This window comes from Paracoccus subflavus (assembly GCF_004310345.1).
Lineage (GTDB): Bacteria > Pseudomonadota > Alphaproteobacteria > Rhodobacterales > Rhodobacteraceae > Paracoccus > Paracoccus subflavus.
Genome location: NZ_SISK01000001.1, coordinates 451369 through 467230, shown reverse-complemented (window position 1 = coordinate 467230; position 15862 = coordinate 451369). Strand labels below are relative to the sequence as shown.

Below are 15862 nucleotides of genomic sequence, written 5' to 3'. Positions count from 1 at the left end.
GGAAATAGATGCCCAGCCTCAAGGATCTCAAGAACCGGATCGGAAGCGTCAAGAACACGCGGAAGATCACGAAAGCGATGCAGATGGTCGCCGCCGCCAAACTGCGCCGCGCGCAAGAGGCGGCCGAGGCCGCGCGCCCCTATGCCGACCGGATGGCGGCGGTGATGGCCGGGCTGACCGCGAATGCGGCCGGTTCGTCCTCGGCGCCGCGCCTGCTGGCCGGAACGGGGGACGACCGCAAGCATCTGCTGGTGGTGCTGACATCGGAACGCGGTCTGGCCGGTGGCTTTAACAGTTCCATCGTCAAACTGGCCCGGCAACATGCCGACCGCCTGCGCGGCGAAGGTAAGGACGTTGCCATCCTGAACGTCGGCAAGAAGGGCCGCGAGCAGTTGAAGCGCGACTATGGCAGCCTGTTCGTCGGCCATGTCGACATGGCCGAAGTCAAGCGCGTGGGTTACGACAATGCCCGTGCGATTGCCGATGATGTGCTGGACCGCTTCGAGGCCGGCGATTTCGACGTGGCGACCCTGTTCTACAACCGCTTCCAATCCGTGATCAGCCAGGTTCCCACCGCGCGCCAGATCATCCCGGCGGAAATGCCCGAGGGCGAGGCCGCTGGCGGGGCGTCGGCGCTGTATGACTATGAACCCGGCGAGGAGGCCATCCTGACGGACCTGCTGCCGCGTTCGGTCGCAACGCAGATCTTTGCGGCGCTTCTGGAAAACGCGGCTTCGGAACAGGGCGCGCGGATGACGGCCATGGACAACGCCACGCGCAATGCGGGCGACATGATCGACCGTCTGACGACCGAGTACAACCGCTCGCGTCAGGCCGCGATCACCAAGGAACTCATCGAAATCATTTCGGGCGCCGAGGCGCTCTGACACGTAGGGGTAGAAACATGGCAGAGGCCACTGGTAAAATCACGCAGGTGATCGGCGCCGTCGTTGACGTGCAGTTCGAGGCTCACCTGCCTGCGATCCTGAACGCACTGGAAACCAGCAACAACGGCAAGAAGCTGATCCTGGAAGTGGCCCAGCATCTGGGCGAGAACACTGTCCGCACCATCGCCATGGATGCGACCGAGGGTCTGGTCCGGGGCGAGCCGGTGTCAGACACCGGCGGACCGATCACCGTTCCGGTTGGCGATGTCACATTGGGCCGCATCCTGAACGTGGTGGGCGAGCCGGTTGACGAGGGCGAGCCGTTGAACGTGACCGAACGTCGCGCGATCCACCAGCCTGCGCCCGAATTTGCGCAGCAGGCGACCAGTTCCGAAATCCTGGTGACGGGCATCAAGGTCATCGACCTGCTGGCGCCCTATTCCAAGGGCGGCAAGATCGGGTTGTTCGGCGGCGCCGGCGTGGGCAAGACGGTTCTGATCATGGAACTGATCAACAACATCGCCAAGGTGCATTCCGGTTACTCGGTGTTCGCCGGCGTGGGTGAGCGGACGCGCGAGGGCAACGATCTGTATCACGAGATGGTAGAATCGGGCGTTATTGTTCCCGACAACCTTGTGGAATCGAAAGTTGCGCTGGTTTATGGCCAGATGAACGAGCCTCCGGGGGCGCGGATGCGCGTCGCCCTGACCGGCCTGACCGTGGCGGAACAGTTCCGCGATGCCTCGGGCACCGACGTTCTGTTCTTTGTGGACAACATCTTCCGCTTCACGCAGGCGGGGTCCGAAGTGTCCGCCCTGCTGGGCCGCATCCCCTCTGCCGTGGGCTATCAGCCGACGCTGGCCACCGACATGGGCGCGATGCAGGAACGCATCACCTCGACCAAGAACGGCTCGATCACCTCGATCCAGGCCGTTTATGTTCCGGCCGACGACCTGACCGACCCGGCCCCCGCCACGACCTTTGCCCACCTGGACGCCACGACCGTTCTGTCGCGCGCGATTTCGGAACTGGGCATCTATCCGGCGGTGGACCCGCTGGATTCGAACAGCCGGATCCTCGACCCCGCCGTGGTGGGCGAGGAGCATTATCAGGTGGCGCGCGACGTGCAGGGCATCCTGCAGAAGTACAAGTCGCTGCAGGACATCATCGCCATCCTGGGCATGGACGAACTGTCCGAGGAGGACAAGCTGACCGTGGCCCGGGCCCGCAAGATCCAGCGCTTCCTGTCCCAGCCCTTCGACGTGGCCAAGGTGTTCACCGGGTCCGACGGCGTTCAGGTGCCGCTGGAAAAGACCATCGCGTCCTTCAAGGCCGTGGTGGCGGGTGAATACGACCACCTGCCGGAATCGGCCTTCTACATGGTCGGCGACATCGAGGACGTGAAGGCGAAAGCCCAGCGTCTTGCGGCAGAAGCCGCGTAAGGAGGCGAAATGGCCGATACCATGCAGTTCGACCTTGTGTCCCCGGAACGGAGCCTTGTCTCTGTTCCGGTTCGCGAGGTGCGCCTGCCGGGCACGGATGGCGACCTGACCGCCATGCCCGGCCATGCGCCCACCATCGTCACGCTGCGGCCGGGATTGGTCACGGTGATCGGCGCCGACGGATCGCAGACCGAATTCGCCGTCACCGGCGGATTTGTCGAGATCGGCCCGGACTCGGTCAGTTTGCTGGCCGAACGCGGCCATGCGCGGGACGAGATGACACAGGACATCTTCAACGACATGATGGCCGAGGCGCATCGTAACCGCCGCAGCGCCGAATCCCGCCGTGAAACCGTGGGAGAGGATGTCGTGACCGCCGCCGCCAAGCTGCTGGCCGATATGGAGGCCCTTGGCACCCATGTCGGCCTGGACCCGAACCAGTCCACCGTTCCGAACTGACCGGAACCGGAAAACCACCAGACGCCGGCGCGGCCACCCCGCACCGGCGTTTTCTCATGCGTGGGACACCGTCCCCGTGCCCCGCTCGCGATAGGGTGTGCTGCCATAAAGTGCCCGGTAGCATTTCGAGAAATGCGACGGGCTAGAAAACCCCGAGGCCAGGGCGACCTCGATGATGGACATGTCGGTCTGCATCAGCAGGTTGCGCGCCCGCGCAAGCCGGGTTTCCATGTAATACCGTTTCGGACTGCGGTTGAGATACCTGCGGAACAGGCGCTCCAATTGGCGGGTGGACATGCCGGCGTCCTGCGCCAGTTGCGCGGGACTGATAGGGTCTTCCAGGTTGCCTTCGATCCGGGCGATGACGGCGGCAAGGCGGGGGTGGCGCACGCCGATCCGTGTGGGGATCGACAGCCGCTGACGGTCCTGGTCCGTGCGGATGGCCGTGTGCAGCATCTGGTCGGCCACCTCGGTCGCCAGGGCCTCGCCATGGGCATCGGCGATCAGGTGCAGCATCAGGTCGATGGAACTGGTTCCGCCTGCCGCCGTCATCCGGTTGCCGTCGTTGACAAAGACCGACCGGTACAGATCGACCTGCGGAAAGGCCTCGGCAAAGCCGTCGTGGTTTTCCCAATGGATGGTAGCCTTGCGCCCGTCCAGAAGACCGGCCTCGGCCAGGACCCAGGCTCCGGTGCAGACGGCGCCCATTGTGGCGCCCCCGCGCGCCTGCTTGCGCAGCCAGTTCAGCACCGGCCGCGTGGCCGCCCGCGCGATATCGGTCCCGCCGCAAACGATGACGACGTCGCCACGATCGGGCACAGGCTCTGCGTCCAGCGTTCCGTCAAGGGCCACCCTGGTGCCGTTGGAGCAGGTCGCGTGATCGCCGGCGACCGCGACCAGGCGCCAGGAATACAGGGTCTGGCCCGAGGCACGGTTGGCCAGGCGCAGCGGCTCGATCGCGGCGGTGAACGGCATCATGGTGAACCTGTCCAGCAACAGGAACGTAAAGCGGCGTGGCTTGTCGGATGGCATAGGGGCAGTCTTTGCGCGTGATCGCGACACATCATCAGGGTTTCGGGCCTGCCGCAAGGATCTCCGTCGCCGTCATCCGTCTTTCCCTTTCCGCCGTTCCCGTCTATACCGTCCCGATCTTTTTGAACGGAGTGCGCATGATGACGCCGGAGCCTCGCAAGACCGCAGCCAACCCGTCCTGGGACAAGGCCGGCTGGCGTGCCTATCCGCGCGTGCAGATGCCGGACTATACCGATCCCGCCGCCCTGCAGGCGGCCGAGGCGCAGTTGCGCCGCTATCCCCCGCTGGTCTTCGCGGGCGAGGCGCGGCGGCTCAAGGCGGAACTGGCGCAGGCCGCCCAGGGCAGGGCGTTCCTGCTGCAAGGCGGCGACTGTGCCGAAAGCTTTGCCGAATTCAGCGCCGACAACATCCGCGACACCTTCAAGGTGCTTTTGCAGATGGCCGTGGTGCTGACCTGGGGCGCGCAGATGCCCGTCATCAAGGTGGGCCGCATGGCCGGGCAGTTCGCCAAGCCCCGCAGCGCCCCGACTGAAACGATTGGGGGGGTTGAACTGCCCTCCTATCGCGGTGACATCATCAACGGATTTGACTTTACCGCTGAATCGCGGATGCCCGACCCCCAGCGGATGCTGGCGGCCTATACCCAGGCTGCGGCCTCGCTGAATCTGCTGCGCGCGTTTTCAACGGGCGGTTTTGCCGACATGCACCGCGTCCAGAGCTGGATCGCCGATTTCGTGGGCGGTCCCGAGGCCGCGAAATACCGCGACATCGCGGGCCGCATCAGCGACGCGATGGCCTTCATGCAGGCGGCGGGCGTGAATTCGGACACCGCGCACCAGCTTTCCAAGGTCGATTTCTATACCAGCCACGAGGCGCTGCTGCTGGAATACGAGGAAGCCCTGGCGCGTATCGATTCGACCACCGGGCTGCCGGTGGCCGGTTCGGGCCACATGATCTGGATCGGCGACCGCACGCGCCAACCCGATGGCGCGCATGTCGAATTCTGCCGGGGCGTCCAGAACCCCATCGGCCTGAAATGCGGGCCGACCACCACGGCAGACGACCTCAAGGTGCTGATGGCCAGGCTCAACCCCGACAACGAACCGGGCCGGCTGACCCTGATCGCCCGATTTGGGGCGGGCCAGGTCGGCGATCACCTGCCGCGCCTGATCCGGACGGTCCAGGCCGAGGGGGCCAATGTCGTCTGGTCCTGCGACCCGATGCACGGCAACGTCATCAAGTCATCGACCGGCTACAAGACCCGCGCCTTTGATTCGATCCTGCGCGAGGTGCGCGAGTTCTTTGCCGTTCACAAGGCCGAGGGCACGATCCCCGGCGGCGTGCATTTCGAGATGACCGGCCAGGACGTGACCGAATGCACCGGCGGCGTCCGCGCCGTGACGGACGAGGATCTGTCCGACCGCTATCACACTGCCTGCGACCCGCGTCTGAACGCCAGCCAGTCGCTTGAACTGGCCTTTCTGGTGGCCGAGGAGTTGCGCAATCGCCGCGAAGCTGCGGCGCATCCGCAGCCCGATGCCTTGGCGGGCTGAAACGGGGGCCCGACCGCCCTCGGGCCGTTTGACCGCCGTCCTCTGCGCCCTGTAGCCGCTGGCTCCGGCGCCCCTGTCCGTTTTTTCGGTCAAAGCCGGCATTTGTCCTTGATTGTCGTGCCGGGGAACGGTTTCAACGCGCCAAGAACCAGCAAGGACCGCCGTATGATCATCAGCCCCCGCCACGCATTCGTCTTTGTCCACATTCCGAAATGCGCCGGAACCTCGGTGCGGACACAGATCGTCAAGTGCGACCCCGACCATATAGCCATGGGAGAGGTCGGCACCCATCCCGTTCTGGGCCAGATCGACTTTGGCCATGTTCCGCTGCGGCTGCTGCGGCAGCATTTCCCCCAGGAATACTCGTCTCTGGAACGGTTCACCTCTTATGCCGTGGTTCGCGATCCATTGGAGCGTTTCGGCTCGTCCTTGAGGCAGATGCTGTGGCGTTATCACCAGCGGCCGATGACCCTGATTCCGCCTGACGAGCTGCAGACCCTGACCCTGGCGATTCTCAAGGATGTCGCGTCGGAACTGGACAATCCGTCCAACCAGTTCATCTTCTTTGCCCGGCAGCGCGATTTCATCTTCGACGGCGACCGGTGCATGGTCGATCATCTGATCCCCATGAGCTTGGTTCCCGACTTCATCGCTCATATCGGCCGCATCACCGATACCCCCATGGAGGCCGGCACGCGCAGCAACCAGAATGTCGAACTGCGCTTCAAACGGCTGGGCGGGATTGCCTATCGGATGAACGACCTGCTGCGCCGGACGCTGCCGCTGGACCTTCATGCCCGGATCAAGGACGGCGCGTTGCGCGTGCTGTCGGCCAGGAAAAGCGCCGCCGAGGCCAGCGGCATCCTGGACATGCCCGAGGTTCGCGCCTTTGTCGAACGCCATTATGCGGAAGATGCCCGGATCTATCGCGAGGTGATGTCGGGCGCGGACAGTCTAAGGACGGCCCTTCAGACCGACAGCCTGACCACCTCGTCCCCAAAAATCGCTGCCCAGCCGGTCGGGTCTGAATCCGCGTGAGATATTTGGACTGGTGGAGCCGAGGGGAATCGAACCCCTGGCCTCGTCATTGCGAACGACGCGCTCTACCAACTGAGCTACGGCCCCACTGGCGCCCTTTTTGTCCCGGCGAGGGGGAAAGTCAAGCCGGTGGCGGGGGCGCGGATCGGTTTTCGCGCCGGGTCAGGCGGATGGTGATTCCGTCGCGCCCGCGAACCGACAGCCGCGCAATCGGAACCGGGGCAACAGGGCCCGGTTCCAGATGAAAGGCGCGCACCACAAAGGCCAGCATGACGGCCCCTTCGATCATCGCAAGGCCCGCGCCCGGACAGACCCGCGGACCCGCAGAGAAGGGGATAAAGGCCTCGCGTGCGCTGGCGCGGCCAGCGGGATCCTCCCATCGGTCCGGGTCGAAATCGTCCGGGCGGTCCCACAATCGCTGGTGGCGGTGAAGATGCCAGGGGGACAGGATGATCTGTGCGCCGGCGGGAACGACGCGGCCGCGCAAGGTCACGTCTCGCGCGGACTGGCGCACCATCATCGGGACCGGGGGGTAAAGGCGCAGCGTTTCGCGATATACGGCGCGGGTCACGCGCAGGGCATTGACGCCTGCCATGTCGGAGGTCATCGACCGGGACTCGGCCAGAACGCGATCCTGCCAGGCCGGGTTGGCCGCCAGCAGCCATAACGCCCAGGCCAGCGCGGATGCGCTTGTCTCGTGGCCGGCCAGAAAGAAGATCGCCACCTGATCCACCATCTCGGCTGGCGAGAACAGCAGACCCGTCACGGGGTCGGCCGTGGTCATGATGCGGGTCGCCAGATCGTCGGGGGCGATGCCGTCCCGGATGGCCCGCGCCCTGGCATCGACCAGTTCGGCGATCAGATGGCGAAGCCGGGCGGCCGTGCGGCGCGTGCGGCGGGAATGGGGCAACGGAAGCCAGCGTGGCCAGGGCAGCAGAGCCGCGAGATTGACCACCGGCTGCGATTCTTGGTGCGCGCGAAAGACCCGATGCACTTCGGATGCCGTGCGGGATTCGATGGGGGTCGAGAAAAGGACGCGGAAGATCATGTCGGCCGCGGCATGGCTGCATTCCGGCTCGATATCCAAGGTCCCTGGGGAAAGGCGTGCCACAAGCGCCTCGGCCGCGCCAAGAATGGCCGGCAGGCTGTCATTCAGGCGCCCGCCGGCAAAGGCGGGGTCGATGATGCGGCGCTGCGCGGCCCACTGGTCGCCATTGGTGACAAACACCGATTGCCCCAGCAGGGGCGCAAGTCCCGTCCGCAGGCGGTCGGATTTCGGGAAATCCCCCGGTCGGTCCTTCAGGACCAGACGAATCAGATCGGGGTCGTTGCACAGAAGACTGCGGATCAAGGGGCTGCGAAAATCGGCCATCCAGGCACGGTAAAGCCGTTCCGGCAGCGCCGACAGCAGGTCGCGGCGAAAGGATCTGGCAAAGCGCAGCACGCTGCCGCGGCCTTCGGTCGCCACGGGACGCGGAGGCTTCATCGCCCGGGGCCCCCGGAGGGCGGGCATACCCCAAAGCCAGGGACGCATGCATGAACACCGGATGCCTGCTCACACCGCCATGGCTGGCCGGCTGTAGGCAACGAAACATGGCAGCGAACAGCAGAGATCCGGCGGCGAAAGCGTGATGTCATGACGGTGTCCGGTCGTGCGCTGGCAGCATAGGATGCCCTGCCGTCGGCGCAAGGCCCTTCACCCCTGACGCCAGCGGCCTTCTTGCGCCTCGATCGCGGCGATGCGGCGCGGGATCGGGGGATGGGACAGCAGCCAGGCGGGGGCTGCTGCGCCTTTTCCCCCAGTCAGGCGCTCGAGCTTGCGGAACAGCGAGATCTGCGGGGCGGTTCCAAGCCCTGCACGCATCATCAGCGCTGTGGCGAAGCGGTCGGCCTCGAACTCGTCGTCGCGCGACAGGCGGGCCGCGACGGCCGAGGCGATCAGCCCGGCAATCCACGCTCCAAGGCCGGGGATAAAGCGGCCCAGCACCGTCGCCAGCGCCATGCGGATGGCGTTCTGCCCGGCAAAGTCGATCATCCGACGGCGCGCATGGCCATGGGCGACATGGCCCAGTTCGTGGGCGATGACGCTGGCCAGTTCCTCGGGCGTGACCTCGCCCGCGTCCAGCTTGCGGATGAAGCCGCGGGTCAGGAAGATGCGCCCGTCCGGGGCGGCAAGGCCGTTCACCGGCTCGACTTCATAGACATGGGCGCGGACGGGGGGCAGGTCCATGGCGCGCCCCAGCCGTTCCAGCATCGGCGTAAGGCGCGGATGGGTCAGCGGCGTCGATTTCTGGTTCAGATCCTGTTTCAGGCGCCACAGGGAAAAGAACCACATGGCAGCCAGATAAAGGATCAACAGGATGATCGGCGTGAACTTCATAACCGTGCCAATATGGGCAAGCGGTGCCGCCTGTGCCAGAGCGTCATCCCAGGATCCGCATCGCCTGCGTCAACCCGTCCAGCGTCAGCGGCATCATCCGGTGTTCAAAGACCTGCCCGACCATGGCGATGGACGGGGTATAGCCCCAATGCGCCTGCGGCACCGGGTTCAGCCACACGTGATCGGGCCAGGTTTCGACCGCGCGGCGCAACCAGACCTCTCCGGCCTCGGCGTTCCAGTGTTCGTTGGCCCCGCCCGGCACCGCGATTTCATAGGGCGACATGCTGGCATCGCCCACGAAGATGCATTTGTAGTCGCGTCCGAACCGGTGCAGCACGTCCCAGGTGGGCGTCTGTTCCGTCCAGCGGCGCCGGTTGTCCGTCCATACGCCTTCGTAAAGGCAGTTATGGAAATAGAAATGCTTCATATGCTTGAACTCGGCCCGCGCGGCCGAGAACAGCTCGTCCACGACCCGGATATGGTCGTCCATCGACCCGCCCACGTCCAGAAACAGCAGCACCTTGATCGCATTGCGCCGTTCTGGCCGGGTCTGCACGTCGATATAGCCGTGGTCGGCCGTCGCGCGGATCGTGGCGGGCAGGTCCAGTTCGTCGGCCGCGCCGTGCCGTGCCCACTGGCGCAGGCGTTTCAACGCGACCTTGATGTTGCGGGTGCCCAGTTCGACATTGTCGTCGAAGTCGCGGAATTCGCGCTTGTCCCAGACCTTGACGGCGCGGCGGTGGCGGGATGCGTCCTGTCCGATCCGGACGCCCTCGGGGTTGTAGCCATGGGCACCAAAGGGAGAGGTGCCGCCAGTGCCGATCCATTTGTTGCCGCCCTGATGGCGGCCCTGCTGTTCGGCCAGCCTTTCGCGCAGCCTGCGCATCAATTCCTCGAAACTGCCGCTGCCCTGGATCTGCGCCTTTTCCTCATCGGTCAGCAGCTTCTCGGCCAGCTTTTCCAGCCATTCGCGGGGGATTGCCTGTTCGGTCACAAGCGCCTCGACCGGGATCTGCTCCAATCCGGAAAAAGCCTCGGCAAAGGCACGGTCAAAGCGGTCGATATGGCGTTCGTCCTTGACCAGGGCCAGCCGGGCCAGGTGATAGAAGCCGTCCACCGACCAGTCCGCAGCGCCCGCCTGCATCCCGGCCATCAGATCAAGCCATTCCCGCAGCGAGACCGGAACCCCTTGCCGGCGCAGGCTGTCCAGGAACGGGATGAACATCAGACCATCCGGTCCAGGATCACGGTGGCAAACAGGCCCAGAACCGCGAAGGCCATGGCAAAGGCCGCTGCATATTGCATCCGGTCGCGCCGCGTTCCGCCCAGTTGGCCGGCACGGCGCCAGCCTAGGAAGGCCCCGATGACGACGGCAGCGATGACGATCATGAGGGTTCCTTTTCTGCTTCGGTCCCAGATAGCCGCTGCCGCCCCCCGCCGCAACTGCGGGGCTATGGCGTCAGCATGGCGCGGAAGGCGTGCCAGCTTGACTTGGGGGTGCGGGCCATTGTCGCATAATCGACATGGACCAGCCCGAAGCGCGGCCCCAGGCCCCAGGCCCATTCGAAGTTGTCCAGAAGCGACCAGTAGAAGAACCCCCGCAGGTTCACGCCCTGATCCATGGCGGCCCGCGCGGCGCGCAGGTGATCGCCGACAAAGGCGATGCGGCGCGGATCGTCCGTCACATCCGGGCCCGCCGCCTCGGCCATGCCGTTTTCGGTCACGATGATCGGCAGGCTGCCGACATGATCGGTCTTCAGACGGACCAGAAACTCGGTCAGTCCCTCGGGCCGGATTTCCCAGTCCATCTGCGTCTTTGGCAGGGGACCGGGAACCGCCTCGCCCCCTGGCCACAGCCCGTGGCCAGCGGCGTAAAGACGGCGGGTATAATAGTTGACGCCCAGCCAGTCGATCGGCTGGGCGATCAGATCCATGTCGTCCTGCCACCCGTCGGGCAGATGCGGGGCAAGCCCTTCAAGGGCCAGGGGCGGATAACCTTGGCCCGTGATCGCGCGGATGAACCACTGATTGTAGATCGCATCCTGAACTGCTGCCGCCCGTGCAGCCTCCGGGCTGTCGTCGGCAGACTGTGCGGTTTCGAAGTTCAGAACGATCCCCAGGTTCCGCGCGCCCCCGCCCCGCAGAGCTTGGATCGCGGTTCCATGCGCCAGAAGGACATGGTGCATGGCACGGGCGGCGGCGCGGATATCGCGCAGGCCCGGCGCGTGATGGCCCAGGAAATAGGACAGCCAGGCAATGCACCACGGTTCGTTCAAGGTCGCGGTGCTGGCCAGACGGTCGCCCAGCCGATCCAGGACGATTGTGCAGAAATCGGCAAAGCGCGCGGCGGTGTCGCGATCCTGCCAGCCGCCAAGATCGGACAGCGCCGCCGGCAGTTCCCAGTGATAGCAGGTCAGGTGAGGGGCCAGGCCGCGTTTCAGCATCCCGTCCACCAGCCGGTCATAGAAATCCAGCCCCTCCGGATCGACCGTCACCCCGTCCGGCATCACCCGCGCCCAGGACGTGGAGAAGCGATAGGCCGAAAAGCCGGCATCGCGGATCAGGTCCAGATCTTCGGGCCAGCGGTGATAATGATCGCAGGCCCGGCTGCCGTTGCTGGCGTCTGCGATGGTGCCCGGCGTGGCGGCCATCGTGTCCCAGTGGCACGGCCCGGCGCCGCCATGGGCCGACCCTTCGATCTGATAGGCCGAGGTGGCGACGCCAAAGGTAAAATCCTGTGGAAAGACGGAGCGATCGGGCAGCATTGCCATTCCCCCTTGGCGGCGGCATCGCGATACTGGGCGGCCCCCGCGCCTGTGTCCAGCGGGAAACGGGCCTATTTCCAGCGGCGATGCACCCAGAACCACTGGTCCATGTGACGCCGCACCAGCATTTCCAGATCGTCGTTCAGCGCCTGCATCATCGCGCCGGGCTCGCCGGGCTCTATGGGTTCGCCCACAAGAACCCGGAACCGCAGCCCGTCGGAACATCGGATGCCGTGGACCGGCACCAGAAGCGCATCATAGCGCAGGGCCAGTTCGGCAGGTGTCAGGACCGTCCGGCTGGGCAGGCCGAAGAACCGCAGCTCTGCCCCGTGGCGGTCGTATTGATCGAAGCCCAGCGCCAGCCATCCGCCCCCCTTCAGGAACCGCAGCATCGAGGCAAGGCCCGCCCGCCCGCGCGGAAACAGGGGCTGGGCGATGGCGCCGATGGCGGGGATGTAGTGGCGGTTGAAGGCCTCGTTGTTCATGGGGCGATAGAGCGCGCCCACCGGCCAGCCGCGCCCGGCCAAGGCCGCCCGCATGGCGTCGTAATTGCCGAAATGGGCGCAGGCGACGATGACCGGACGATGGGCGTCGAAGGCCGCCCCCAGCGCGGGCAGGCCCGGACCTTCCAGCGGGTCAGCGTCGCGGATGCGGCTGGTGAATTCCTCGGCCGAATAGATTTCGGCCACCGACCGGCCAGCATTGTCAGGTACGGCGCGGATCAGGGCCTTGACCTCGGCGGGCGTCAGGTCGGGTCGGGCAAGCGCAAGATTTTCGCGGATGCGCCGCCGCCATCCGGCAAGCGGGGCCAGCACATGCGCAAACAGCCAGCCCACCGCCGGGATGCGCCGTTCATAGGGCAGCAGGCCGGCCAGGCCGATCACAGCAAGAAACGCGGCATTGGCGATGCGGTCGGAGAGGGGAGGGGTTTCGGGCCGGATCATCGGACGGGCCGCGTCAACCGGGCCTCGCGCGACCAGACGTAAAGACCCGCCGCGACGATGATCGCCGCGCCCGTCACCGTCCACGGATCGGGCAACTGGCCGAACAGCAGCCAGCCCCACAACCCCGCCCAGACCAGACCGGTATAGCCGAAGGGCGCAAGAACCCCTGCTTCGGCGACGGCGAATGCCCGGACCAGCAGATATTGGCTGGCGGTGCCGAAGATACCCAGCAGGGCAAAGATCCACAGATCCCCCGCGCGGATCGGCTGCCAGACCATCGGCACGGCGGCCGAGGTGATGACGCTGCCGACCACCGCCGACCACATCACGGATGTGGCAACCGAATCCGTCCGCGCCATCCGCGTCAGCAGCGCGCCAGCCGCATAGGTGAAGGCCCCGGCCAGGGGCAGAAGGGCGGCGGGCTGAAAGACGCCCAGTCCGGGGCGGATGATGACCATGGCGCCGATCAGCGCCACGGCGATGCCCGCCAACCTGCGGGGTCCGATCCGTTCGCCCAGAAACAGGGCCGCGCCCAGCGTGATCAGGACCGGGTTCAGGTCCATGATCGCCGTCGCCTCGGCCAGCCCGATGTATTGCAGCGAGGTGAAGAACAGGCCCACCGATCCCAGTTGCATCATTGACCGGGCAAATTGCAGGCCGGGGCGGCGGGTGCGCATCAGGGGCAGCATCGAGGCCCTGAAGATCACCGCAAAGATCGCCAGGTTTCCGATGAAACGCGCCCACACCACCTGCACCGGGTGATAGAACTGGGTCAGGTGCTTGGCCGTCGCATCCATCAGCGTAAAGCCCAGGATCGCCGCCAGAAGCAGCGCGATGCCGGCGGTTTGCGAACCGGCATCGCCGTGCGGGCCGTTTGTCGGCATCGATGCGCTTGCCCGGATCGTCATCGGTTTCCTGCCTGAATGATGAGAGCCCTTCTAGGGCTCGACAGGTGCAGGGCCAAGTCCCTCGGCGTCGTTTGCCAGCGGATGATGCGTCAGGACCAGGTCACGCATCCGGTCGTTCAGGACATGGGTATAGATCTCGGTCGTGCCCAGGTCGGCATGGCCCAAAAGGGTCTGGATGCTGCGCAGGTCGGCGCCGCCTTCCAGCAGGTGGGTGGCAAAGGCGTGGCGGATGACATGGGGGGTGACACGCGACGGCGGCACGCCCGCGCATATCGCCATCTCGTCCAGAAGCCTGCCAAAGGACTGGCGCGGCATGTGTCCGGCGCCGCCGGGGGCGGGGAACAGCCAGCGCGCGCCCTTGCCGGCGATCAGCCGGCCCAGCGCGCTGTCCTTGGGCGCATCGTCGCGGATGGCCAGCCATGCCGACAGCGCCCGGCGGGCCGGAGGGGTAAGGGGGACCATCCGCTCCTTGTCGCCCTTGCCGCGAATCAGCAGCAGGCGCGGGTCGCCCCGGCAGGTGGCCACGGGCAGGGCCACCAGCTCGCTGACCCGCATTCCGGTGGCATACAGGATTTCGATCAGGCACAGGTTGCGGACCCGTTCCGCCTCGTTCCGGCCGATCCGGGGGGCCGCGGCCAGAAGGGCTTCGATTTCGTCCTTGTCCAGAACCTTGGGCAGACGCTGGGCCCGCCCCGGCCCGGCGATGCGGATGGCCGGGTCATCGTTGCGCCAGCCTTCTTCCAGGGCAAAGCGGGTAAACTGCCGGATGGCCGACAGCCGCCGCGCCCGCGTGGCCCGCGACAGGCCCCGCGCGTCGCTGTGGGTCAGGTAATCCTCGATCCGTTCCCGCGTCAGGTCGGCCAGTGCCAGGTTCCGCGCGTCCAGCCAGTCCGACAGGTCGCGCAGATCGCGCCCATAGGCCAGAACGGTGTTGCGCGCCGATCCGGATTCGGCGGCCTTGGCATCCAGAAAGGCCGATATGGCGCGGTGATCGGCCATCATCGCTGCGGCCCCATGGCGGGCAGCAGGGACAGTTGGGCCGCGGCAAGTTCCGCCTCGGCCGCCAGCCCAAGGACGCGCAGCATGGCAAGACCGCGCGCGGCACGGGGCAGATCGCCGTCCATTCCCGCATCCACATCGGCCATGGCCCCCAGCAAGGCCTCGCCCAGGCGGGTCGCCGGGGGGGGCAAGGGGTCGGCCTTCAGGGCCGGGTCAGGCTCCAGCGGCGCGGCGACCGGCAGGCCCTGCCATTGACGCAGGGTGGTGGCGATCTCGGCCGGGCGGCCCTCGTCCCCCTCGGGCAGGTCTGCGGCGATCATCGCGGCCAGAACAGGGGCCATTCCGGCGCTGCGGAATATGTCGAATGCGTCGGGCAGCGCCGCCAGGGGATCGCCATCCGCCAGCGATGCCTCGAATCTGCGCATGGCGCCGGACCGGTCCCATACCCCGCCCGAGGCTGCGGGCGCCTGTTCGCTGTAAAGCGCGCGCAGCGTGGCCGGGGGCATGGCGCCTGCACGGGCCAATCGTTCGGCCGCGTCCAGACGGGCCTTCCAGCCATTGTTGGGACGCAGGTCGGAATGGGCAAAGGCAAGCGGCAGCGACGAGGTGGGCAGGGGCTGGCCGATCGCCTCGTGGATGCGGAACTGGATCGGCGTCATCCGTTCGGGGACGGGCGGCTGTTCCTCGCTGTCCACATAGGTATCGTCCAGGAAATGCGTCAGCAGCACCGCCTCGTCGCTGTTCAGCAGCCCCAGTGCCTCGGCCCCGTTCAGGCTGAGGGCCGCGGCGGCCCAGTCACCGGTCTGGGCCAGGCAAAAGATGCGCGCGGAAAAGCTGGGGGCGATGCCGGGCGTGGTGTTCATGATGTCGCAGGCGCGCCCTTCGTCGCCTTTCAGCAGGGCGATGTCGAACAGGCGGCGGAAAATCTCGGGATCGCTGGGACCGGCGGCGATCAGCAGGGCCTGCGCGCGGTCCAGGGCGCCGGCATCAAGCAAACGGTCCACGCGGGCCAGGAACAGACCGCCCGGCGCGCCCCCGACATCGGAGACGGGCGGAATGAACTGCGTCGTCAGGACGCGTTCCAGCAGCGCGTTCATCGCAGGCAACCGGGCGGGAGTGCGCAAAATCTGGTCGGCCAGAGCCTGCGGGCTGCTGCCCTGCCACAGGCTGGCGGGCAGGCCGGCCTTGCGCGCCGAGATCAGGCCGGTCGCGTCGGGATTGCCGTTTCCCAGACGCGTGACCTGCACGGCGCCGACCTCGGCCGTTTCGGCTACCGGCTTGGGGCCGGGGGCGCCGGGGACGCCGGCTGGCGGCGGATCGCCAGGCCTCCAGGCCGAGCTTTCGCGGCTCGGCCCCTGCACGCTGCCCGACAGCCAGTCGCTGGCCGACAGCGGTTGCTGGGCCTGCGCAGGCAACGACAAGGCGCACAGAACGACTGCGGGCAGCAGGCGCATC

The 15862-nt window shown here is 66.5% G+C and carries 15 protein-coding genes and 1 tRNA gene; 5 read left to right on the top strand and 11 right to left on the bottom strand.

Annotation, left to right across the window (positions count from 1 at the left end):
- Nucleotides 1-8: 8 nt before the first annotated feature.
- Genes EYE42_RS02355 through EYE42_RS02345 form a run of 3 tightly spaced genes read left to right on the top strand, consistent with a single transcriptional unit; the run spans nucleotide 9 to nucleotide 2788 of the window.
- Nucleotides 9-887: a F0F1 ATP synthase subunit gamma gene (locus EYE42_RS02355; protein WP_130989682.1), complete on the top strand. Its 879-nt coding sequence runs from the start codon at nucleotides 9-11 to the stop codon at nucleotides 885-887.
- Between the two features lie 17 nt (nucleotides 888-904).
- A complete protein-coding gene (atpD, locus tag EYE42_RS02350) occupies nucleotides 905-2329 on the top strand; it encodes a F0F1 ATP synthase subunit beta (RefSeq protein WP_130989681.1) in 1425 nt (474 codons plus the stop codon).
- 9 nt (nucleotides 2330-2338) lie between these two features.
- Complete coding sequence (locus EYE42_RS02345) at nucleotides 2339-2788, top strand: F0F1 ATP synthase subunit epsilon (RefSeq protein WP_130989680.1); 450 nt, start codon at nucleotides 2339-2341, stop codon at nucleotides 2786-2788.
- Nucleotides 2789-2842: 54 nt separating this feature from the next.
- Here EYE42_RS02345 and EYE42_RS02340 read toward each other — a convergent pair whose 3' ends face one another.
- Nucleotides 2843-3820: a GlxA family transcriptional regulator gene (locus EYE42_RS02340; RefSeq protein ID WP_130989679.1), complete on the bottom strand. Its 978-nt coding sequence runs from the start codon at nucleotides 3818-3820 to the stop codon at nucleotides 2843-2845.
- A gap of 137 nt (nucleotides 3821-3957) precedes the next feature.
- On the opposite strand from EYE42_RS02340, the gene EYE42_RS02335 reads away from it, so the two are divergent.
- Nucleotides 3958-5373 carry a class II 3-deoxy-7-phosphoheptulonate synthase gene (locus tag EYE42_RS02335; protein ID WP_246020554.1) on the top strand — a complete coding sequence of 472 codons (1416 nt, stop codon included), beginning with the start codon at nucleotides 3958-3960 and terminating at the stop codon, nucleotides 5371-5373.
- Nucleotides 5374-5538: 165 nt separating this feature from the next.
- A complete protein-coding gene (locus EYE42_RS02330) occupies nucleotides 5539-6411 on the top strand; it encodes a sulfotransferase family 2 domain-containing protein (protein WP_130989678.1) in 873 nt (290 codons plus the stop codon).
- 11 nt (nucleotides 6412-6422) lie between these two features.
- On the opposite strand, the gene EYE42_RS02325 is transcribed toward EYE42_RS02330, so the two are convergent.
- The 10 genes from EYE42_RS02325 to EYE42_RS02285 all read right to left on the bottom strand — a co-directional run bounded on the left by EYE42_RS02325 (nucleotide 6423) and on the right by EYE42_RS02285 (nucleotide 15861).
- Nucleotides 6423-6498: transfer RNA gene (locus tag EYE42_RS02325), tRNA-Ala, on the bottom strand.
- Between the two features lie 34 nt (nucleotides 6499-6532).
- The gene (locus EYE42_RS02320) at nucleotides 6533-7897 is read right to left on the bottom strand and encodes a cytochrome P450 (RefSeq protein ID WP_130989677.1); all 1365 of its coding nucleotides are present in this window, start codon (nucleotides 7895-7897) and stop codon (nucleotides 6533-6535) included.
- A gap of 210 nt (nucleotides 7898-8107) precedes the next feature.
- A complete protein-coding gene (locus EYE42_RS02315) occupies nucleotides 8108-8791 on the bottom strand; it encodes a M48 family metallopeptidase (protein WP_130989676.1) in 684 nt (227 codons plus the stop codon).
- A gap of 43 nt (nucleotides 8792-8834) precedes the next feature.
- On the bottom strand, nucleotides 8835-10016 hold the full coding sequence (locus EYE42_RS02310; protein WP_130989675.1) for a vWA domain-containing protein: 1182 nt from the start codon (nucleotides 10014-10016) through the stop codon (nucleotides 8835-8837).
- A complete protein-coding gene (locus EYE42_RS15920; protein WP_165455688.1) occupies nucleotides 10016-10180 on the bottom strand; it encodes a hypothetical protein in 165 nt (54 codons plus the stop codon). Before EYE42_RS15920 ends, EYE42_RS02310 begins: the two co-directional genes overlap by 1 nt.
- A gap of 62 nt (nucleotides 10181-10242) precedes the next feature.
- The gene (locus EYE42_RS02305) at nucleotides 10243-11556 is read right to left on the bottom strand and encodes a GH1 family beta-glucosidase (RefSeq protein ID WP_130989674.1); all 1314 of its coding nucleotides are present in this window, start codon (nucleotides 11554-11556) and stop codon (nucleotides 10243-10245) included.
- A gap of 71 nt (nucleotides 11557-11627) precedes the next feature.
- A complete protein-coding gene (locus tag EYE42_RS02300) occupies nucleotides 11628-12500 on the bottom strand; it encodes a lysophospholipid acyltransferase family protein (protein ID WP_130989673.1) in 873 nt (290 codons plus the stop codon).
- Nucleotides 12497-13408: a DMT family transporter gene (locus tag EYE42_RS02295; protein ID WP_130989672.1), complete on the bottom strand. Its 912-nt coding sequence runs from the start codon at nucleotides 13406-13408 to the stop codon at nucleotides 12497-12499. Before EYE42_RS02295 ends, EYE42_RS02300 begins: the two co-directional genes overlap by 4 nt.
- Before the next feature lie 30 nt (nucleotides 13409-13438).
- Complete coding sequence (locus EYE42_RS02290) at nucleotides 13439-14410, bottom strand: site-specific tyrosine recombinase XerD (RefSeq protein ID WP_130989671.1); 972 nt, start codon at nucleotides 14408-14410, stop codon at nucleotides 13439-13441.
- Nucleotides 14407-15861 carry a hypothetical protein gene (locus tag EYE42_RS02285; RefSeq protein WP_130989670.1) on the bottom strand — a complete coding sequence of 485 codons (1455 nt, stop codon included), beginning with the start codon at nucleotides 15859-15861 and terminating at the stop codon, nucleotides 14407-14409. The genes EYE42_RS02290 and EYE42_RS02285 overlap by 4 nt, the downstream gene beginning before the upstream one ends.
- Between the last annotated feature and the right edge of the window lies 1 nt (nucleotide 15862).